23 protein-coding genes are annotated in these 21807 nt (G+C 44.7%); 6 read left to right on the forward strand and 17 right to left on the reverse strand.

The features are described from left to right. Positions 1-13 precede the first annotated feature (13 nt). The 17 genes from ACO0LB_RS18160 to ACO0LB_RS18240 form a co-directional block, all read right to left on the reverse strand. Positions 14-526 (reverse strand): hypothetical protein, encoded by a 513-nt coding sequence (locus ACO0LB_RS18160; protein ID WP_423051660.1) that lies wholly within the window; start codon positions 524-526, stop codon positions 14-16. Next, entirely contained in the window at positions 516-1781 is a 1266-nt protein-coding gene (locus ACO0LB_RS18165; RefSeq protein ID WP_423051662.1) for a hypothetical protein, read from the reverse strand. Before ACO0LB_RS18165 ends, ACO0LB_RS18160 begins: the two co-directional genes overlap by 11 nt. 2 nt (positions 1782-1783) lie before the next feature. Next, on the reverse strand, positions 1784-3349 hold the full coding sequence (locus ACO0LB_RS18170) for a type II secretion system protein GspD (protein ID WP_423051664.1): 1566 nt from the start codon (positions 3347-3349) through the stop codon (positions 1784-1786). A 2-nt stretch (positions 3350-3351) separates the two neighbouring features. Beyond that, a complete protein-coding gene (locus tag ACO0LB_RS18175) occupies positions 3352-4107 on the reverse strand; it encodes a TcpQ domain-containing protein (protein ID WP_423051666.1) in 756 nt (251 codons plus the stop codon). Beyond that, complete coding sequence (locus tag ACO0LB_RS18180) at positions 4104-5951, reverse strand: LPD7 domain-containing protein (protein WP_423051668.1); 1848 nt, start codon at positions 5949-5951, stop codon at positions 4104-4106. The genes ACO0LB_RS18175 and ACO0LB_RS18180 overlap by 4 nt, the downstream gene beginning before the upstream one ends. Continuing rightward, positions 5929-8073: a type IV secretory system conjugative DNA transfer family protein gene (locus ACO0LB_RS18185; RefSeq protein WP_423051670.1), complete on the reverse strand. Its 2145-nt coding sequence runs from the start codon at positions 8071-8073 to the stop codon at positions 5929-5931. The genes ACO0LB_RS18180 and ACO0LB_RS18185 overlap by 23 nt, the downstream gene beginning before the upstream one ends. Beyond that, on the reverse strand, positions 8039-9028 hold the full coding sequence (gene virB11 / locus ACO0LB_RS18190; protein ID WP_423051672.1) for a P-type DNA transfer ATPase VirB11: 990 nt from the start codon (positions 9026-9028) through the stop codon (positions 8039-8041). The genes ACO0LB_RS18185 and virB11 overlap by 35 nt, the downstream gene beginning before the upstream one ends. Continuing rightward, entirely contained in the window at positions 9021-10259 is a 1239-nt protein-coding gene (virB10, locus tag ACO0LB_RS18195; protein WP_423051674.1) for a type IV secretion system protein VirB10, read from the reverse strand. Before virB10 ends, virB11 begins: the two co-directional genes overlap by 8 nt. Further along, entirely contained in the window at positions 10256-11149 is an 894-nt protein-coding gene (locus tag ACO0LB_RS18200) for a TrbG/VirB9 family P-type conjugative transfer protein (protein WP_423051676.1), read from the reverse strand. The genes virB10 and ACO0LB_RS18200 overlap by 4 nt, the downstream gene beginning before the upstream one ends. Next, positions 11149-11913, reverse strand: coding sequence for a virB8 family protein (locus ACO0LB_RS18205; protein ID WP_423051678.1), 765 nt, complete (start codon positions 11911-11913; stop codon positions 11149-11151). The genes ACO0LB_RS18200 and ACO0LB_RS18205 overlap by 1 nt, the downstream gene beginning before the upstream one ends. A 239-nt stretch (positions 11914-12152) precedes the next feature. Further along, on the reverse strand, positions 12153-13208 hold the full coding sequence (locus ACO0LB_RS18210; RefSeq protein WP_423051680.1) for a type IV secretion system protein: 1056 nt from the start codon (positions 13206-13208) through the stop codon (positions 12153-12155). Positions 13209-13261: 53 nt separating this feature from the next. Further along, positions 13262-13906: a P-type DNA transfer protein VirB5 gene (gene virB5, locus ACO0LB_RS18215; protein WP_423051682.1), complete on the reverse strand. Its 645-nt coding sequence runs from the start codon at positions 13904-13906 to the stop codon at positions 13262-13264. Beyond that, entirely contained in the window at positions 13893-16358 is a 2466-nt protein-coding gene (locus ACO0LB_RS18220; protein WP_423051684.1) for a hypothetical protein, read from the reverse strand. The genes virB5 and ACO0LB_RS18220 overlap by 14 nt, the downstream gene beginning before the upstream one ends. A 25-nt stretch (positions 16359-16383) precedes the next feature. Continuing rightward, positions 16384-16719, reverse strand: a complete 336-nt coding sequence (locus tag ACO0LB_RS18225) for a VirB3 family type IV secretion system protein (RefSeq protein ID WP_423051686.1) — start codon at positions 16717-16719, stop codon at positions 16384-16386. A 47-nt stretch (positions 16720-16766) separates the two neighbouring features. Continuing rightward, positions 16767-17090: a TrbC/VirB2 family protein gene (locus ACO0LB_RS18230; RefSeq protein WP_423051688.1), complete on the reverse strand. Its 324-nt coding sequence runs from the start codon at positions 17088-17090 to the stop codon at positions 16767-16769. Then, positions 17083-17466, reverse strand: coding sequence for a hypothetical protein (locus ACO0LB_RS18235; protein ID WP_423051690.1), 384 nt, complete (start codon positions 17464-17466; stop codon positions 17083-17085). The genes ACO0LB_RS18230 and ACO0LB_RS18235 overlap by 8 nt, the downstream gene beginning before the upstream one ends. A gap of 61 nt (positions 17467-17527) precedes the next feature. Then, complete coding sequence (locus tag ACO0LB_RS18240; protein ID WP_423051692.1) at positions 17528-18136, reverse strand: lytic transglycosylase domain-containing protein; 609 nt, start codon at positions 18134-18136, stop codon at positions 17528-17530. Between the two features lie 442 nt (positions 18137-18578). Here ACO0LB_RS18240 and ACO0LB_RS18245 point away from each other — a divergent pair, with 442 nt between their 5' ends. The 6 genes from ACO0LB_RS18245 to ACO0LB_RS18270 form a co-directional block, all read left to right on the forward strand. Next, complete coding sequence (locus ACO0LB_RS18245) at positions 18579-18950, forward strand: hypothetical protein (RefSeq protein ID WP_423051694.1); 372 nt, start codon at positions 18579-18581, stop codon at positions 18948-18950. 40 nt (positions 18951-18990) lie between these two features. After that, positions 18991-19389: a hypothetical protein gene (locus ACO0LB_RS18250; RefSeq protein WP_423051696.1), complete on the forward strand. Its 399-nt coding sequence runs from the start codon at positions 18991-18993 to the stop codon at positions 19387-19389. Positions 19390-19408: 19 nt separating this feature from the next. Beyond that, positions 19409-19648, forward strand: coding sequence for an antitoxin VbhA family protein (locus ACO0LB_RS18255; RefSeq protein WP_423051698.1), 240 nt, complete (start codon positions 19409-19411; stop codon positions 19646-19648). Positions 19649-19674: 26 nt separating this feature from the next. After that, positions 19675-20622: a Fic/DOC family protein gene (locus ACO0LB_RS18260; protein ID WP_423051700.1), complete on the forward strand. Its 948-nt coding sequence runs from the start codon at positions 19675-19677 to the stop codon at positions 20620-20622. Between the two features lie 59 nt (positions 20623-20681). Beyond that, positions 20682-20960 (forward strand): H-NS family nucleoid-associated regulatory protein, encoded by a 279-nt coding sequence (locus ACO0LB_RS18265; protein WP_423051702.1) that lies wholly within the window; start codon positions 20682-20684, stop codon positions 20958-20960. 205 nt (positions 20961-21165) lie between these two features. After that, on the forward strand, positions 21166-21807 hold a 642-nt coding region (locus ACO0LB_RS18270; protein ID WP_423051704.1), incomplete at its 3' end, for a ParA family protein.

Here is a 21807-nt window from a genome sequence, read left to right on the forward strand (position 1 = left end):
TCGACAATTTGAGTTAATCAGCTTCAAACTTGATTAGTTTTTGGCAAGCGCCTTTTGTCGCTTTTACACCAAGGCGTAGGCAAACAGAATCTTTATCTATGCTGGCGACCGTGTATTTGAGTACCGGTGATCCAACATCAACCAGGTTTGAAACACCGCGCACTTTCAGCATTGCGCGGAGTTTTCCCTCAACATCCGAAATCCGCACCAATTCAAATTCCCGCTGTGGCTTGGCTTTTTGTGCCTGATCTGTTCGCAGATTCGGATTTTTATCATCAATTACTTGGATGGCACCGACAGGGCCATTCTTAGGCAATGCGCCGGCTTTACTCGCTTCAGAAAGTGGCACTGTCAGGTATGGGTCGTTTGTGGCGACGGAGCTAGCCGCTGCAGGAGCCGTCATTGCTGCTGGTTGTGATGCAGGTACTGCCTCTGCTGTTTTAACTGCGCGTGGCGCTGTTTGTGCGAAAACAGACGGCAATATCAACATCAGGGGAAGCCAAAGGACTTGATTTTTAGTAAGCATAGTATTTACCTTTTATTTCGACGGTTACGGTTGTAATAGGCGTCGTGATGGTTTTAGCAGTAATCGACTGAATAGTGATGTAGTTAGGTATTGCTGCTGCTTGATGTAGTTCGGTGTATGGAACACTGAACGTAAATTCACCGGTTCTAATCAGATCGGACGGATCTGCTATAACGCCAGGTGGCGCTGGCAGCAAAGGGCCAGCCACAGAAAAACTAGACTGATACCCCGCATCGTGAAGACCTTGGAACCAGGTCACGATGTATTTGTTGAATAAGTTCAACTGTGTCAGCTGCAGCGGTTGCGTCAGCGTGTCAGCTGAATATTGCAATTCACGGGTAACATGCTCAGTGTCGAGAAATTTCACTGCGTTGTCAGTGTTGCTGATTCTAAGAGCCGTCAGAAAACCTTTGGCACTACCCCCAGGTTTTCTATCGTATCTAGCTGTGCATGCAGTAGCTACACATTCAAGCTGATTCAATTCCCACCCAGGAACCTTCCAAGCAACATCGTTTGCAAATGCCAGATATCTGGTGATGACTTGGGAGGGAAACGAACGACTTTCAGTAATACCCTTGACAAGATTTGCAACCTGTTGCTTGTGCTGCAGCTTCGGATCTTCCTGCTTTGCCTGTGCTGCAGGCGTAGAAGATCCGAAAAATTCCAGATAACACACAAACAGTATCGCAACTACCGTAACACCGAAAACGATTTTGAAAACTGGAAAATCGCCAGAGAGTTCCTTGAGTGAATAACCAGACTTGAGGCTGATAGCATCAAGTTCTGCCAGTGAAAGTGGTTCAATTTCAAAAGGCAAATCTACTACACTGACACCGCCCATTTCTTCGGATATTTCCTCAATTCCGATATCACCAAAGACCTTGATGATCTTCTTCATATCGGCATACTGCAGAACGGTATCCTTGATCAGATTCAATGCTTCGTCTCGATCAACAACAGAATCGAGTGTGGGCATAAAACCTTGCAGCACCACCAAGCAAACTTGATCGTCTGGGAGTGAGTGAATAAAGATAGCGTTTTCCGTGTTCACTTTGGCAGCAAACACGGCGGCACCAGAAGCCAAATTTTTGGCCTTCTTTACTCGGCCGAAGCCAATGTTCGTGCTGTTGTCAAAGCGGTATTCAACATACACATTTGCTTTGTCCACCCTGGCCGAATCTTCGCGCTCTTTTGGGTCGTCGCTGAGAGTAGTTTCCCAGCGCAATCCAAAGACAAGATGAGAGTATTCGTACATGCTTACACTCCCGAAATGTACGGAGTAATCAAGATGATTGTTTCGGAAGTCTCTGTTGTTGCAGATTCAGAACCTAGCGATTGATTCTTGAACAGGCCACGGTTATCGACCGAGGAATTAGTACGCTTAAAGCCAGACAGCACCAGTGTTGAGCCAGCACGAAGAATTGCCTTCGTCGTGAACTTTGCACCACCTAACAGGAGCTTATCAACATCACCTTGTTTTTCACCAGGAACAAGTGATTTCAGCTTAGTGTCATCCAGGCCAAATCGAACAATGATTTTTCCGCCAGGCAGAATTGTTGGGGTGAGCTGGATCAACTGACCGAAGGTAGCGTATCCTAGTGTTTGGCTTGAAACTGGAGTGCCCAGAGTTCCAGTCGGGACGACAGTAGAACTGGCAACATAACTTTGCTGATCAACGGCAGTCAGCGTTGCGGGTTCGTTATTCATAGCTATGAAGCTGTACGGCTTAGTATCAGTCACATTACTGAGAGAAGACAATGCTTCAATCAGCATTTTGCTGCTCGCAAATTTGCTGTTTCCAGTCGCTACCGGGGAAAAAATATTAGAAGAAATATTCCCAGCAATCGCGGATTGCACCAGGTTGGCGGGTGTACCTAGACCGAAGGTGTAGGTATTCCCATCTTTAGCCAATTTTTGGTATACCAGGTTCCAGTCGATACCAGAAGAGCCGGTTCTTGTGCTTGAAACCGTAATTTCGTCCACCTGAAATAATACTTGCTGACTCATCAGATGATTGGCGGCTGTCAAGAAGGATTTCACCTGGCGATGACAATCCTTGCTGCAAGTTACAGTGGCCAGACCGACAGACTTATTTAAAAACACCTTCTTCGGGTCGCCTGCCATGGCAGCGAGTGTGTCTTGAATATCCTTTACCGGGTCGATATCACCATCAAACTTACTTTCAAGCGTAGAACTGAAGTCACCAGTCATGCTCGTGTTACCAATGCTGGCACCTTGGCTTGATGTGGATTTCTTACCCAGGGAAATACTTGATGTCGTTTTCGATGGAGTGATGCTGATAGCGTAGGTTTTGCGGAAATTTGTTTCTATGTGCAAAGCGCCATCGTAATAGTCCCAATCAACGCCAAATTGTGACATGGCCGTTTCGAGCAATTGCTTCACAGGCATGGCAGGCAGACCGGAAATGTCTATTGTTTTTTGTGTAGGCTTTGAACCAGAATTGGTCGATATTTGGTTACTTGTGGAATCAGCAAAAACCTTCGTCGCTACACCAGTTTCTTCGGTGAGCATTTTAGCAAATTCTTCCAAGGTCATCGACTTGGTGGCAAATTTCGCCTTCTTCTCACTGCGCAGGCTTCTAGGCAGATCTTCGGCAAATTCGGCCTCGGCGACTGACCTATTGCCGTAGTAAGGCGTTGCAAGTTCAGGTAGTACGATTGGCCTGTTTTTCAAGCTGGCAGTTGCTTTGCTCACCGTTTTCTGTGAATTCACATAGTCGGCAGAGACTTTTTCTTTCACTTCTGTGCTTGCGCAACCAGCCAGGCCAGCCAAAATCAATGTGAGTAATATAGTTTTTTTCATATTTATTCCCCGGCGTCTTGTGCTGTCATTGGACGCACGATAATTTGTTGAAATGCTGTTGGCTGGATTTGAAATGGCGCATCACTGTTGCGGTAGGCTTCACCAAGAACACTCAGCGCATCCAGAAACGATCCGTTACTGATTACTTTGTCCGCTCTGACTTTGAGAGGAAAATCCCTTGTCTCCCAAGCCACTTCATACCCTGCTTGCTGGGCCCAATCTTCGATCAAATCACGAAGGTATTTATGCTCAGCTTTGATGATCCATTGACGCGAAGACTTTTTGTCTTGCGCTGGTTCCTTGGCTGCCACTGGTGCCGGTGCCTGGATCATTGCTGGTGCAGCTGGGTAGGCATACATGGCCACAGGGCCGTTTGGAGTCTGTACCTGGACAAGTACAGGACTTCCGGCAACAGGTACAGACTGCGCGAAAGGCTGCTGGGGTGTGGTGGCCACAGATGGTGCACGCTCAAAAATTTCATCCGGGACGACTTTGAAATTGATAAAGCGGTATTTCTTCCCATTAATGACCGCAGAGAAATTCGTCATCAATTTTGCAAAACGGAATGTCTTATCACTGATGCGTTCATAAGTGATTTCTGTCCCGAATTCATCGCGCACAGTCAATGAACCAGGCACTTCGGTAAACTCAAACACTGTGCGTTTGCCGTAGGGATATACGTTGAAGCCTTGTTCTTGTGCCCAGGCATTTCCCAGATTCATGAACAACATTGCGGTAAAAAGTAAAATCTTTTTCATTGTGAAAGCTCCTGCTGTTTTGTTTTCGTTGGTTTATTGGTGGATGAATCTTTTTTGCTCTGCTTGGCACCGGCGAGGTTGATGTTTCCGTTTTCTTTGACCAGGACAGACGGCACGCCCTTGTCTTGCTCGATGTCCCGGCGCATGTTCGCCTTGGCATTGTTGAGCAGGGCTTGGCGTTCTGCATCTGTCTTGGAGGCGAGTTGTTTTTCTGTGACCAACAGCGCGGCGGCAGCGTGCGTGAGTTCTGGAAGCTCAGGGTGTCTTTTTGCAGCTTCAAGGATTGAAGGATCAGAGTCGAATGCTTTTAATAACTTTTCTTTTCTTGAAAGAGAATCGTCAACCGGCTGGGCGGCCGCTTCCAGCCTTTCTACTTTCCAATTATTGCGGTTAGTATCTATCGGCTCGACACCCACAACTTTTCCCTCTTCATTGCGGACATTTGCATCAACGACCACAGGTTTCTGGCCGGTATGCTGCAATTTGATTTCTTCGCCAATCTTCGCATTGGCTTCACTCATTGCAAATTGAATATCTTTTCCCCAGATGGTCTCAACACCTTTTATCGTTTCTATTTTTGCAAAATAACTTGGCGATTCGTCTTTATCGAATTTATATAATGCTGGGCCGTGCTCAACTAATTTGCCTACATATGTCCTTACTTTTGGCTCGGACTTAGCCTTTGACGAGTTTGTATCCTGGTTATAGCTTTGCGGCTGATCATTTGATACGACGCCTTGTTTTGAGCTTACTTTTGCCGTATTGGATTCGCTTTTGTTTTTTTGAGCCTTCTGCATCGGGCCACGTTCGATGGAATTATCGACGCGGCTTTCAGGATGAGTTTTGTCGCGTTTTGCAAGCACGGCGGCCAGCCTCGCTTTTTCGATATCGCTCGGTACATAGCCATCAACTTTGATGCCACGCAAAGACGCCTCAAGCCATACGGTAGCCCTAAACTCTTTGGTACCACTGACTTTGATTGAGGGCCATTTGCGCGCTTCAGCAATATCTACCATGCTTCTAACATGGTGATCATCTGGTGTTCCATCAGACGCGCTGATTTTGGTCGTGCCATCGACGAATGCTAATTTTTCTTCTTTGCCGTTTTCGTAGTAGCGGTTATCTACTACTACATACTTGCGCAAAACAGATTCAGGAATGACATTCGAGACATCCTCATCTGGCTGGCTGGCAGTCTTTGTCTGTGCATCGCTGATTTTTTTTGAATCTGATGATTCAGCTTGTGATTTCTCTTCGGGCGTATTGCTGGTACCAGCGCTAGCAGTTTCTGCTTGTTGGTCAAACTGTGCACCAGGTAAAGAGCGAAGATCTTCAATTCTTCGTGCTTTCGACTCTTGTAGCAACAATCGTTGTTGTCTCATGCTTTCTTGCGCGTCAGCAAGGGCGCCATCTGATAAGCCATGGTTCGTACCAAAGTCTTCAGCGAACGTTTCTTTGACAGATTTACCAAAATCCTGTTGATACAATTTCCTGAACTCTTCGCTATAAGCCTTCGTTTCCTTCATACGCAAAAACATCGCTTTGGTAGCAATTGCCAAAGCGATTTTTTGTTCATTCTGCTGAATTTCCACCTGCCTTTTTGCGTGTTCTGACCGATTTATTTCCTGCGTATCTGCCAGCTTGTCCAGATTGGCTTTCGCTTGAATCATTCCTTTGAAATCACGGAAATCTTCTGCGGCGCGTTTACCTGCTGCGCCGCTGGTGCGGTTTAGGATTGACATCTTATTGTCGTAACCTGCAGAGTTTTTCTCTTCTGCTTCGATGGCTTTACCTTCTTGGTGTGCACCAACGACACCTTTTTCAATAATGTTCGTCAAATCCATTTCCGTCTCCTTCATCAAGTTGGCTTATCGCGTTGTTGGCTAATTCAAGTAAGGCAAATTCATCTAGTGGGTCTTCTTCCGGTACTGACAAATCCAGGGGATCGAAAGAGAACAATTCCACAGGCATATTGTAAATGTTTTGTAAATCTGCGTGCGTAATTTCTCGCTCTAATGCAATGTTTTCTGGAAAAACATCACTATTTTCGGAAATTTGTGTATCTTGTTTATCATTTTTTGGTATTTCTTTACCCGATTCTTTGGCCTCCTCCTCGGCCTTCTTCTGATGTTCAATTTCCATGACTTCGTGAGCCATACGCATAGAAGTCTTCACGTCCGAATCAAACTTTGCATAATCAATACGGGGTGATTTAATTTCCAGCTCGGATCGTTCCATAGCCTTTTCAATATCTTTTTTGCTATAGCCATTGAAAAAGAGCGACCAGCGTTTTTTCTTTGCTCCCAATGTTGGGGATGCATGCGCCAAAAGTTCTACAAAGTAGGAATTTTTGTAATAGAGCGCTTTAGTAGCTTGAATCGGGTGTGTTTCCCGGTAAAGAATGATTTCTCTTGATTGATCCATTTCGCGCAACTCTTGAGGTGACATCAGTGCACGTTTTTGATCGCTGGTGTTGATCGAGCCGCTATCTTTCCAAATGTCTTTTGATTTAGAAAATGTTTTGGTAGTTAGATCGAAATAGCCAAGAGCTTTTGAAATTGAATCTGAAATATCAGAGTCGTTTTTTGGTGGTGTATAAATAACATGCGCATGATGATTGTCTAGAAAGTTGGCAACTGCATCTTTCTGCTTGTAGATTGGAATGAGCTGGCCCGGGCCTTGAAATATCGTTAAAAGCTGCAAGCCATAACCAGCTATAAAGGCAACACCATTAAACAAAACATCCAAATTGCCAAGGACGCCAAACTCATCCATGAGCAGTAGAACTTTGTATTTGAGTTTCGGGTTATGTTCTGGTAGCTCATTCAAATTTACCGATATCAATTGCTGCCAAAAAATTGAATTGAGAATAGCAGCGCGCTTGATATCACGCGGTTTAAGTCCGTTGTAAATTGTCATCCGCTTTTTTCGCAAGTCACGAAAATCAAAATCATTTCCAGATGTGGCCGCGTCGATGAGAGGGTTGGCCCACAATTCGAGACGTGAGCGAAAGCCAGCGATAATACCTGCCCTTGTTGCATCTGCATCAATTCCTGCATATGTCGTGAGAAAACTTTCGCACTCCATTGATAGCGGCATATCGCTGTGCTTGCGCTGTTGAATAACAGCTTTAAGATAATCTGAACCATCACCGGCAACCATTGACTCTCGAAGCACCTGGCCAACACTGACAACTTTTCCAGGTGTCTCTATCAGATACATGATCAACCCCATAAATAGCGTCTTTGGTGTGGATGTCCAGATAGGGTCTTTGCCGTCAACATCGGGGAAGAACAGATTTGCAATGACCTGAATGTCGTCAATCATTTTCCTTTTGTTGTCCAGGTCTATATAGAACAGAGGGTTATATTGATGCGTAAGCCCATCTGAATTAAAAGGATCAAACTTGAAAATCTCGTTTTTGAAAATTATCTGTCTAATCTTGCTTGTGATCTTAAAATTTTCTAACTTGATATCGGTGTTGACCAGGCTGTGCCGCCAAAAGAGCAGGTTTGTGATGACGATGGCCACACCTTTGCCGCCTCGCGTAGCGGACGCGAGCAACACATGCAGCACTTCAGAAATTACCAAAAACTGATTATTGAATTTTCCGATGATGACGCCATCATTGCCGAACAATCCAGCTTTATCTAATTCACTCTTTGTCGCAAATCTGGCTTCACCATGCAGGGATTTTTTTGGTTTCCCAAAAAATAAGACTGACACCGCTAGTAGGGAAATAAGAGGGACAAGCGTAGAGACAAGAAGCTTTAATTGAACAGGTTTTTGTCCTGTGTAAGCAACGTGATACTTCCACAACATCAATGGGCTGGCAGTACTATCAGGGATGCCATTCCACACACAAAACAGCAACGCTCCCATGTGTAATGCAACAATTGGTAACACTACAAACCACGCTATCACCCCATATTTAATGCATGTTTTCGCGTTTAAGTTCAGGGTCATAGTAAACCTCAGTAATTTTTCTGTTGGAGCACACAACTACAATGTCGATAGTTGCGTACAGGCGCTTCATGATGTAGCTGATGTCCAGGGTAGATCCAGTTGGACTATCTTTGATAAGCGCCGTCAGCTGGTAGAACGCCTCCTTAGTACTGTCAGCGTGCATCGTGGCAAGTGAGCCAGGATGAGCGGAACCAACTGACTTGACGTATTCCCAAGATTCGTCCCCGCGCATTTCCGAAAGAAAAATACGATCAGGTTTCATCCTGAGACAAGCTGCCAACGAGTCTTTGACGTGTGGCTTCCCTTCACGCGAAAAAATCAAGTGCACCTTGTTTGGTTGACGCAGAATAAATTCGTGGACATCTTCAATCGTGATGATCCGTTCGTACAGCGGGATCTCTTTGGCAAAGGCTTTTGCAATGTGAGTCTTCCCGCTTCCGGTTTTACCGCACAAGACAATATTCCTTTTATTGAGAACTGCCATTTTGAAGAATTCAGCAAAACTCTTTTTTTTATGGAGTTCCCAGAGCGTTTTTTCAAAAGGCTTCAGATCGTCATTAGGTATTTCCGCATTGTCAAATACGCCCTGCTCTTCCAGAATGTCAATGCTGGAATCCTTCAAGGATGGTTTGCGAATCGTCAGACTAAATGTGTCGCGGATGACAGCCGGGGGGATGACAATCTGTGTCCGCTCACCAGTTGGCAACGCTGCTGATAAGAAGGGCTTATCACTGTCAATGCCGGTACTGTTAAATGACGCAATATTAGTAGCAATGGACATCAACTTTTCCATTGTCAATTCCGGTACGTCGAACCTTTCCCATCCGTTACGGCCTTCAGTCCATAATTCCTGTGGCCTATTAATCGCCAATTCTGAGATATCTCCATCGAGAAACTTTCTGACATGCGCAAAATTTGCATTAAATACTGGTGTTAGTAAGCTGGGATTAATCATTTTTTTTCAATGCCAATCGGTATACGGGCGAAAAATCAAGATCTCTTGCGACCATAATCTGAATATGATCACCTTGATTTTTGGTGAGGACTGGCGGGATATTTGCGTCAACTTCGAGACGTTTTTCCACGCTCGTATTGATCGCATTTCCACTGTTATCCAGGGTTAATTGATTTGAGTTTCCATTGTTTTGAACACGATTTCTGGCATATGCAGAAGTGTCTTTGAAAATACTCAACAAGAACGCAGCACCAAACCTGTCCCAAAAACGGTTGTCAACCTGGCCGGACATGCCTGATCTGCCGAGTGCATCAGCTCCAGGGCTGTCAATATTGATCCAAACCCCGTTGGGAGTGCGAATGCGAGTCCAAATGACAAACAATTTCGCATTACCAGGCTTCACAGAACCTGAATATTGTCCATCTACCTGCGACCCGCGTTCCAGGAGTTTTACCTGATTGTTATCAGAGAAAACGTCCTTTGTCAGCGTGGCTTTGATGATACCTGGCTCACTACTATCAATTGCAGAATCAAGCGTTGCATCAAGGGCCGTACTGGACGTGATAAGGTAATTTCTGTCCGGCATGAAGCCTGCTAATGCAACCTTAAACGTTGTCGGTTCAAGCTTGGCCCCGAGTTCTGATCTGTGCTTGCAATTTTCATGCAACAGCGGATCGCATCTTTCAGTGAAGCCGTTCTGATCGACGTCTTGCTTTTCCCGGCGTTCACCGTAGGCACCTCCAGCATTTTCGTTTTGACTGCCCTGTCCGAAACGCTTTCTGTCCCACCAATCGAGCGGTTTGGTTTTTTGTGGTGCCTCAACCGGGCCGCCTTTAGCATTGACGACACCGATTGGCTTGGCTGGTTCGGTATCAACGGCAAGTGGTGGCAGGTTGTTTGAAACCGTCACATTCTTATCTGGTTCTTTGACCTTTTTGGGTGAATTGACCATATAGAGCATATAAGCGGCTGCGGCCAGGCCAAAACAGAACAACAGCACTTTGAGCAGCGTTCCACCAACGGCTTTCCGATTTAAATCCGGTAAATCATCGTTGCCCAATTCTTCCGCCGGGATTGCGGTGCTGTTATCGACAACGCGCCTTCTGCGCGTCGTAATCACTTCTTCTTCTTCGACTTCGCCAGGATGTAGTTCACGCCGGCCTTCTTCTATGTCGTTATGATTTTGGTTGGCGTCATCGTGGCTGAGTGGTTTTTGGTTATTGTCGCTCATGGCGTATTACCTTTTAATTCGCGGTAAACTTTGCTGCTGGATGTGCCGCTCAAGTTGTCTTGAAGTGAGTCTGGGTCATAGGACATATTGACCACGCAGGCGACAAGTGGGTCTTTGCGTAACACCAATTTTTTAACAACCTTGGGTATAACCATCGTAGTCAATCCAGACATGGAATGCTGAATCAGACTTTCTGAGCCATCACTTAACACTTCATGAATCGAGGGAATGTCGCGGTTGTTAGCAAAGGTGAGTTTGATCATCTGGCCGTCATCGTAAGCAGACGTTGGTGTTATTTCCTTGTCGCCACATGACCAGTAATCAAAATTTAAATCTCGCTGCGTTTGCAACGGGTTGGCCGGATTAAGCTCTTTGGCTATTTCTTTTTTTTCCCTAGCTGCCTTCTCAGCTGCCTCACTTTTCATTTTCAAGCCTGCATCATCAGGGTGAAATATCTGTAACTTGAGAGTCGCTTCGTTAGTGTCAAACGGGCGCTTTACACGTTGTTGCTGATTCAGAAGCGTCAACACAAAATTGTAGTCATGCTGCACCCCTTTTGTGTTTTCTGTGATGACGATCAAATTCATGTCCGGGTTATCCTCTTTAGGCTTCACGAACATATAGTTTTTACCTATGGACTTCGGAATATCCCAAGCTGGATCGTCGCCGCCGTTGTAGTCGATGATTTTCTCGTCAGCTGGAAAGCGAATCAGTGTGCGAATACCGAAAAACGTTTGCACACGGATGATGTCGTTTTGGTCGTATATAATTTGCCGCACCCGGTTGTCTGCCACCCCTTTGAGGGGTTCTGTTTCAGCAACAACTGACGCTGAAAACAGAGAAATGGCAACGACTGCAACCGAGCATAAAATGCGTGAGTTGATGATCATTATTTTTTACCTGCCTTTTCAAAAGCTTTGGAATTCAAACTTCCGTCGGGTTGTTCTTCGAAGCCGGTACATTGGAATGCATACGGGTTGATTAACCTGGCTTCTTTTGTCATTTTGCTGTTAGGCTGAAACTTGAAATTGATGATGACTTGCCAGTTTTCCGGTTGTGCAACGTTGGCACCTTCGAAAATTTTTACATATCGAATCAGCATTGTTTTTCCTACTGTCAGCGGGGAAACTGATTGAATTTTGATTTTTACCCGAATATCTTTCCCGTACAGATTTATGGGCGAGTTTGGGTTGTCATTGGGTTGAAACCAGGTGTGATATCTTTGCTGCTCGTCGGGCGACGACATATAGCCGACGTACACATAAAACTCTCTTGTCATGTCGAAGTTATACGACATCCTGTAAAGCAAATACATTTGGCACCAATGCTCATCCGAAGCTTGGCCATAACTTTCTTTTTCGTCGGTCAGAGTTGTCAGCATTTGCAGGCGGCCTGACAGTTTATCGACCTCAAGAACCACTGGAGCTGGGGGATCTCTGAACAGCTGGTACGCGCCCACACTTCCGCCGAGCAGTCCAAAAATGCTTCCTGCCCCCGCCACGATCCAGGCTCTTCGTTCACTCTTTTCAAGCATGAGTTCTGTATCAGCTTCCCAGCTCAAGCCTTGCTTAAATATTTCCGGTTCAGCTTGGGCGGTGCCTTTGGCCTTGCCCTTTACTTGTGAGTTTCCATTCTTAGGTGGTCTATTTAACATCACATGCGTCCTTGAGTTTGAATCGTGCCTGGCTTGTTGATAGGGTGAAGTTCGCCTTTGCACTCTTTAGGCTTTACCGCTGGGGAAAAGAAAGCACATCCTGAAAGCAAACAGACAAAAAAACAGGGCAAAATGCCCCGGAATATACGGATATTTGGCATTGAAAACCTTTCTAAGTTTTCGGAAAATTATACATTTTTCTGGAAATTAATGCAGTCTTTTTGGGTTATATAGCAACATTATGCAGATTCTTTAATTGAATTTGGTCGCATTTTGTTCATGGCCCATCTTGTCGTCTTCGCCACCGCGCCAGGATGTTTCGTTGCAAACTCTTTATTCATGTGTCGCTGGCGCCTGTTGTTACGCATGTCGTTCAACGTTTTTCCGGTAGCAAGGTTTTTAACGCCTCCTGCTGTACCTTTGGCTCCACCTAATACCCTGCCCCCGATTGCTCTACCTAACCCTAAAGAGCCGACTGCAGCACCACCGCCGAGCGTGGATGCCAGTTGAGGAATTTGGATGTAATACACCGCTGCAATCACACCAAATATCAGAAGAGGAAGAGACGCACGGATTGAAACGTCTGTTCCCACCTTTTCAATATATTTTTCGAGAACGACCAAAACCAGGTTTATGAAAATGATGGTAAGCAGACTTCCCGCAATGGCGCTGGCGACAAGCGAAATCCATTGATCGCAATACCGCTTTGTTGCTTCAAACGTCACCAGTGCGATGGCGATTGGGCCAATGGCCAACATGCAGGCGAGTACCAGTTTTACTGCTAACAAAAGAATGAACGCGCCACAGGTTATGCAGATACCGGCGATCCAGATGGCAACGGCGATCAACATCAGACCGAAGTTAGATAACTTCAGGCCAGATGCCTTTTGATAGAAGACGTCCCCATTTTCAAAAAACTTGTCCATTACCCTATCGAGAAACGTGAATGCCGCTTCAGGGGTTGATGTGCTACCAGGTGCAATGAGTTTTCCCAACGCATCAGGAATATTCCAAAATGTATCGACAATAAGGCCGTTATAAACGCCTACGCTCATCGCCAGGCCAGCAATGAAGCTGATCCTGATGATACGGCGAACGCCGTCCATAAACGGCTCTTTGACACTGCCATTCATCAGTGCCCAGCCCCAGATAAAGCAATAGATAATCAAAAAGCTCGTAACCATGGGGGAAAAACCACTCACTACCTTTTCGACGGTCTGCGTCAAAAATGTATTGATAGGATCAGACAGGTTTTTATAAGTGTCTGCATAGAAACTGCTGGGATCGGTGGCCATGGTTTTTCCTTTACTCTGTTAAATAAATTTCGCGCGCGAAATTAAACCTCTTGCTAGTACTTGGGTACTTTCCCATTACTCATCTTCATTTGAAGCTCTTTGGCTTGCTGTTCTTGAAGACGATCTTGTGCTTGTGCCAGGGCATTGAACATATTCATTTTGTTGGCTTCATTTTGCAAAATCGCTTGTTCTGCTTGAATTCGCACCTGCAAATCCATGGCGTCTTTGGGGTCTTTTGTGCGTTTCAGCTGATTTAACAACGTATCAAGATCATCAAAACGCCTGCTGGCCTGGCGATATGCTTCTTCGACAGCAGCACGGTTGGTGGCAGCGAAATTTGCGTTGTCGTTAAAATGTTTTGCAACTTCGCTGTCTGCCGGTATTTTTGTTTGATCTATGCCGAATCGTTTATATTGTTCCCGGATCTGCTGGCTGTTTCCGAAGCCGCTGTTAAGAATTTGCTGGTAATTAGAGGGAAGATAACGGCGCATTTGCGGGTTGTTGACAAGATCTTCCATGCCTCGCGTACCTGACCACTGACGATTTGTTTCGGTCAATTGTTCAAGCTGGTCTTTCATTGCTTTGATTTGCAACACCCATTTCGCCAGGGCAGCGCCATCAATGACAGGCAGTTGTGCGTGGGCCAGGTTTGTGATTACCAATGAACTCACAATAAGTATTTTTTTAAGCAGTTTCATACATCCTCCTAGAGTTTTCAGCTTTAACTTTCAACATTTTCCGGCGTTCCTGGAATGCCGGCATCCACACTTTCGGATCGTCACCAAGATCCGAAATCAATTTACTAATGACTTCGGCTGTGGTCGGATTCGAACTTAAAATTGATATATGATCTTCAAGGCCACTCAGGTTAAATGACACTTTCATAGAGTCATTACCTTGCTTGATTAGCAGCAAACGATCATCCTTATTTGTCTCGCGCACAAACTTATATTCAGCTTTGGTGCATTTCATCAGCTCAACGTAATCTGCATAGTCTGCTTTGTCATCGCTGAAGAAAATTTGAGTTGCGGCTTGTGACGAAATCGATTTCTCAAATGGCGTACCTCTTGCCTGGCCGGGATACTGCATCAGCCCAACAATGAAGGCATTGAATTTGCGGATACGTACCAATTTTTTCTCGAAGTAGTCACTGATACTACGCAAGCTCGCCAGCTGGCCCAACTCTTCAACAAAAATTGGGAAACGTCGGCCATCCATCAGAATGTCGGCGCGTTGCAACAGGTAGAAAAATACAACTTCCTGAATATCTTGCTGTGTGAAGACTTCTGTTAAATCGAAGCCGACCATAGGCACGCCTTCGATGTCAATTTCTTCTCTTTCGTTGTCGAATATCCAGCCTTTTTCATTGCCAGCACACCACGGCAACAATCTCTTAAAGACGCCATTTTCAACAGAAGGATCAAGGAATTCGAGTAACGAACTTATCCTGCGGTGTTCAATGGCAATATCGTCATTCATGACGCCATTGACTGCCCTTCTTAATTTTCCTTCTTCTTCGAGGGAAATCTTGAACTCTTTAGCTTTAATCATCACCATGATCAAACCAAAAACAAGGTCTCTGTTTGCTGGTGTAGGCGGTAATTGCAGAGGCTGAAAGCCTGTTTTATGCCCATTTCGAATAACAAAATATCTGCCTTTGTTGGCCCGGATGTGGTTTGCTTGTGATTGATCCAGGTCGAAGCAAAGACCAAGATATGGCTCTTCGCCACATTGCCAAAACTTGATCATCATGTTGAGCAGAAATGCGGCGAATGTCGTTTTACCCGTACCCGTCCGGCCGAAGATCATTGCATTGGCTGCCTCCCTGTGGTCAGGATCAATAATTTTTTGATCATCTGCCACTGCACCATCATCATGTTTATGAAAATTCATAAAATAGGGCGTGTTGGCGGTCGTAGGCAACACACATACTGCATCACCCCATTGTGACCCGCTGCGTCGTCCTATGGGATAATTGTGGAGCGAATTGATGTGAGCATAATTGATGCTCGATATCGGAAATAAATTTGGCCTGTATTTGAAATTGCCGGGCATCTGCGACAAATAGGCTGCCGCTGCCGCTTTGTCCTGTTTTACAAATGGGAAACTGTTATTCCCTAAAACAGTCCCGACCGCCTGCATAGCATTTTTAAGTTTCTCTGCTTTAACCTGGACAGTGAAATGATAATCACCAAAGACACATTCGCCAGCAGTAACGGCAGCCTGTGCATCCTCAAGATCCTCAATCTGACTGACCGCCTTATCAGCTGCGTTTTCTAATCGGTCGGACTGGCGTTTAATCATATTCAACGCGCTTTGTCTGCTCATAAACTCCATCGAATGAGTGATGACCAGATCGTATGGCAGTGACAGCAATTCATCCAGGCAACGTGAATGCGGCCGTTCTGGGCAGCTGACAGAAGACAACATGCCTACTGTTTGATTTGCAAATGGCGTTTTGAGAACTATGGCCCCACCTTTAGCAAAAAGTGGTCTTGAACCTACGATCAAATTACTCAGTGTCTGACGAGCGACAGGAATTCGCTTGTGATACCCGGATAGCAAGTAGTGAAGAATCTCACCAGGTTCGGAAAACATCTGCCCGTTGAGTTCGTATGTACTCAGCAGATCAGGATAAAAGTCATTTAGCCCATGCATGGCGGAATAGATGAAATCTTCCATGACTGCCATTTCTTCCCTGATTTCCGCGACCCTGCTCTTATGATCGACTTTTTCAAGAATATTTTTTAGACCAGAAATAGCCGCTGTCGGCTCAGGCCGATATAAGACGGAGATATATATCTCGTTGATGCGTAAATCGCTGGATGCTATTTTGCGTTTGTAATCTTCGTTTAAATCATTGGCGAAACCTGGGGGGAAACGCCCGCCAGGATAGCCAACATAGGGCCGCCTGATGATATTTGTCCACAACGCTACTTCAGGCTTGCCAATGTTCTTATAGAGACTCTTCAGTCGAATAGACAGCGTATTGAGTTGGGCATTGCTCGCCATGTCAAACGAGGCACCATGAACCTTGATCATCGCCATGTATCCGCGTGACGAGGGTATGCGAATGATGTTATGCGAAAGATGGTTTCCGTAGGGAAGCAGCTTTCCTAAGTATGTTTCGTTTTCATGTGGAAGTTTCATCTGGTTTTTTCTATTGGGGAAGAAATTAGCAATCGAAACGGTCTGGCGGGACGTGAGAAAATGAGTCCATGTCGTGAAATTCTTTCTCACGTTTCGCTACACCATTTGTGATTATCATTAAATACATATTGCGAAATACATCTGGGTCTTTGCTGTTCATCAAATACAAAATCGTATGCAATGGGATAGCGGCAAAAATGACCAATAAATTTGCAGTTGCCAAAAAGAGGATGGCTATAATTTCAAACTCAACTACGACCGCAATCAAGTTCACACCGCCGATTTGAGGCTGCCTGGTAAGCCCTGCAAAAAATGGGTACTCGTCCAGGTCTTCATCATCATAGTGATAGTTATCTGCCATATTTAACTACCGGCACCTTGCGGCGCCGGTTCCTGTTCCGTCAGTGTTTAGGTTCCTGCGAAAAAATCGACTGCAGCAGCTGCACCGAAAATCAGCACGATGCCGCCAATAATCGACAGTGCCCAACCCCAGCTTAATTTCTTCGCCAGGCCAGCAAAACCGAGACCCATTACCGCCACGATTGCACAAGACCGAGCGAAACCGCTGTTCACCATGTCGATGATTTTTTGTGGCCCTCTTACCCAGGGTGCGGAACCATCAGCGAATGCAAGTTCGGGGAACATACAAACCATGGCGATGAAAAGTGAAAAGCAAATGAGCGCCGCCCTGCTCTCAAGCGTTTGCTGATGGTTTTGCAAACTGTTATTCATATTTAATTCCTTTTTTAAAATGCAACGTGATTTCAGTTGGTGACTGAGTACCAGAACGGCTATTTTTTTGAATCAACTCAATCATGGTGTTCAGCCGCTTAAAGTAAAGAGGCCGCTTAGGTTCTGCCGTCGCGTATGCGGCCAATTCCTTCCCTGGCCCGAAATAAAACAACATTAGGTAACTGTCTGGCTCCTCCGAATAAAAAATGATTTTCTTAATCATGTTGTTGGTGAACGCAAATGCCATTTCTGTTTTAGAAATAATATCGACCTGTGCGCCTATGAATTCACCCAACTTCTTGTTTAGATCTTTATCCATTTGAAATTGCTCTAACTCTTCCGAGTTAAGCTTTTCTGGGTTGGTTTCTCCTTGCATTTAGAAGGTTCCTGATTTGTAGTGATCCGTTGATTCTGGTTTTTTATTGTAGTCCTGCTGGTTAGTCCCTTTTTTTTACCTCCCTTTCCGATTTAATGTCAGTTTGAAATTCAAGTTTAGGTACCGGTCGCAACGGAACCGAATTACGCGAAGGCGCGGATGTTGTCTTGCTTTGAGTTTGGCCAGCTCGTTGAAATTGAACGGCGGTATAAACGATTCTTTGCACATAGCCGTTTTTAAAACCGCGTCGGAAATCGCCGGTGTTGTATGCGCTGATAGCGGCTAAAGTGGCGGTGTCCGGGTCTTTGAATTTTGAAAGCGCCAGGTTGTAATTATCAAGAAAGATGTCAGCGCCCATGCGCAGATTTTTACAAGGATCAAATACGTCGTTCAGATCCAGTTTTTTCCGTTTTACATTCGCACTGTTAATTTGTGACCAGCCAAAATCGGCGTTATAGCCATTGTTCATCAGCCATTCTGCTGTCGCGACAGCTTCTTGCTTTGTCCTGGGCTGATGCTGAAGTCTTGCTCCGCCGTTGATACCTATGCTCAGGTGCGCAAAATTACTTTCATTTTTTACCAACGACTTCATGGTTTCCCGCGCAATGAAAGGGGCGCACTGCTGATGAGTGGTGTCGAAATCTGGCGAGATTGGAGGCATAGCGAGCATGGAAAGTGGCAGAGCAAATTTTGGGTCACGTCAGTTTAACAAAATTATGTGGAGTTTCGTATTATTAGATAGCTGTTTTTAAAAAAATACGTCATTTAAGTATGAAACATGACTATAAATTCAAGAAATATGTATAAATAAACTGGAAATACAAACATATTCCTGTTTTGATGTGTTACATTGAGGTGCTGGTTATGCCAGCATTTGTAGTATTTCCGTTGTTTCATTTGGCCCCGTATTCGATTACGGGGCTTTTTTTTCGTCCATACCCTGCCCTTCAAGTCTTAATACCGCTGATAGGGAAGAAATAATTCATTCATTTCGCGCGCGAAATTATTTGATTTAATATTTCGTTACACTTAAAGTAAATAAAAACCTTTACTTTTGATATTCCAGCACCTATAGTGAAGTTATATTCCTTGAGTGGCCTGGTACAGAATTTATGAAACGCTTTTCTATTACGGAGCAAGAATTCGTTGAACTTATGCCGCTGTATAGGTTGCTTGATAGTGATGCGAACAGGCCGAACATCCTTTTCGATTATTTAATCAATAAGATTCCTGTTGCTGATCTGATTGTTAAGTACAAAACTACTAAGCCACCCCTTTATGCGGCGAGCGAGAAATTGTATGCACTAAAACTGGCTTTTGAAGATGCACTTTTAAGAAGATCATTGACCGAACTTGATATACATAATTATGAGAACTGGGGCTGTGTTCGTGTATTTGCATCAAAGTCAGATCTTAAGAAATTGAAACAGCATTTGAGCGTCGAGGAATCAGAAGGCAAAATTGTGTTTCTCGACAGAATTTAGAACTACCGGTATTGCCTTGCGGTTTAATAATGGAGGTTTTATGACAAACGTAGTCCAACTTCAGGCTAAAACAAAACCTGGAATGATGAAGTCACCTTTTGCGCAATTGAAAGAATCTTTGCGTTCCACTGCAAGAAAAGTAGATCCGGCCTCTTCCTGGATAGCCGGCTTTTTTGTCCGGGTGTTTTTGGGCATAGCCGTCGCAGCTGGCACAGTCCTGTTCCTTCTTCTGCTCTGGTTGCGCCCGTTTGTCTGCGGGGTTCTCAATTTCTTTGTCGCGGTATTCTTGATTTTCGGGATTGTTTTTTATTTCTTACCTAACTTTAACGCTCACTATCACGAGCTGTTTATGATGAGTTTTGTATGCTTCCTGCTTTCCTGGGGCTATGAATCTTTAATTATTAAATTGTCAGGGGAAGAAATTGTTCGTACATTATGATTTTGCTTTGGAGAGTAATATGAAAATAACCCCACGCTTCACCTATAAGGAGGTCGCTGGTAATGTTGAGGAAACTGAACAACGCTATGACCGAATGTTTGCAATGGAGCAGGCTGTAGCAAACCAATGTGTCGAGGGCTTTAATCCGACCCCTGAATACCTGGAGGATTGCCAGCGTTTCATTAATGGCGAACTCACACATGAACAACTGGAAAAAAATATAATCCTGCGCAACCAGACTGAATCTGGTTTCTTTTAAAGCCGTAAAAATATAAAGTCAGAGTGATGAAAGAGATCGAAGATCCTTATCTGTATCCCGAAAAGGACGCCAAAGGATACCCTGTCCTTAAAAATAAGTTTGGTATACGTAACTACCAAAGCCTGGACAAAATTGAAGCTGAACTAAGCTCTTTGAAGGAAGTTCTCTTGAAAGAAGCCAAGATTGAGCGCACTTTTGATCTTGAACATTTGAAGAAGATTCACAAACATCTGTTTGGTAGCATTTACGAATGGGCCGGAGAAACCAGGACTATCAATATGTCCAAGGCAGGATCAAGGTTTATGCCGGAAAATCTGATTGTGACTTTTTCCGACATCGTGACAGATAAGTTGCGCAACGAAAATTACTTCAAAGGGCAACCTAAAGAGAAATTCGTTGATAGCATGTCGAATTTTTATAAGACCTGGAATGAAATTCATCCCTTCCGCGAGGGAAATGGTCGTTCAACTAGAATCCTGCTTGCAGAGGTCAGCGAGAATGCAGGCTATGTGTTTCGGCAGGAGGTTGTAGAGCGCAATAAGCAGCTTTGGAACCGTGCGGCCGCTAGAAGCGTGACATCGAATGGCAATGATCAGACTGAGTTAAAGGCTTTAATGTCTCAGATTGTTATCGACGCCAGGGCATATCATCTTTCAAGAACAAAACCTGAAATTGCGCTTAAAAAATTCCCGGAATTATTTCCAATATACGTTGATATCAACAACAAAATTAAAGAAATTGATCCCAAATCTCCTGACTACAACAAAGAGTATAACAACGTGATGAGCAGGGAATTTAGGCAGCATGTCTATGAGATAAATGCCGGTAAATCAAAATTTATTACTACGCTGCCTGGCCTGCAAAAAGATCCCGTTGTAGCGGTGTCTAAGGTGCAGGCAAATGACGAACAGGGTAAATCAGAAAGCAAGAATACGAGTGTATCAAAAGGTCGGTCAAAAGGTTTGGAGATGTAAGTGTGAACCGGGCCGCCGAGAATAGTAAAACATTGGCAGTATCGGAAAGGAAGGCGGGTATGTCAGTCAGTCCGGTAAGAATGAAAAATCTCAGTAAACCGGAAGCTATCCAGCTGATCGTCTCTCTTATTGAGAAATACCAGATATCTGGCAGTGAGTTAGCTTCGCATTTGACGCAGCAGATTATCCCGCGCCCAAATGTTACCAAGGCAAAGGCTAAGTATAAGGGGCCAGGTGGTGAGCTTTGGAGTGGTCGGGGTGCAAAGCCAGCGTGGGTAAAAGAGACTTTAGGTCGTGGTGAAGACTTGAGTTTGTACCTTATTGCTAAGAACTTCTGAACAATTATTTCACATGCGAAATTGAAATTCATTACTTCTAGGGAAAAAAGACGGGTCTTAATGGCCTGTTTTTTTATTTATTGCTATTGCCATGCAATAGCAATAAATGCTATAATGTTTACTGGTGAATTTTATATTTCACTATGCCGAGCAGGGCATTATTTTTCGAGAGTTACTCTTTCAGACAGACTTTAGGACAATGACTATGAAAACAATCGCAGTTGCAAACCAAAAAGGCGGTATTGGTAAAACCACTGTCGCCAGACATTTGATGTTTTACGCCATGGATCGCGGTTTGCGCGTTTTAGGCGTTGATATGGACATTCAAGGTAATTTCACAACTTCGTTTCAGAATATCCGTGAATCAAACGGCCTGGCTTTGCCGTCATCATACCTTTCTGCAAGTGGGCTGTTTGAGGCTGGCAATACCGATAAGCCAATCATTTGCGGCGCAGGGCTATCCTTGGTGCCAGCTAACCCGGAAATACTGATTACTGAACGCGCTGACCTGGAAACGGTTATTCGCGCTGGCCAGGCCAAATTTGCTGAGTTAGCTGATGACTATGACGTCTGTGTAATAGACACCGGACCTTCTGTGTCAAATTTGCTGATTGTTGCTTTGTCTGTTGCAGATTTTGCTGTGTCACCTTGTAAACCTGATCGCGATGCAATTGCTGGCCTGGTTGCGTTTTTCTCAAACGTGAACAGGGTAAAGGCTGAGGGAAATTTGAATCCAAACCTGGCTCCCCTTGGTGTATTGCCAAATCAAGTAAATCAAAAGCGGGCCTATCATCGCGATGTTTTGGAAACAATGAAAGGTGCATGGGGTGATGGTGTTTTACCAGTT

It is taken from the genome of Undibacterium sp. SXout7W (assembly GCF_049339385.1).
Lineage (GTDB): Bacteria > Pseudomonadota > Gammaproteobacteria > Burkholderiales > Burkholderiaceae_D > Undibacterium.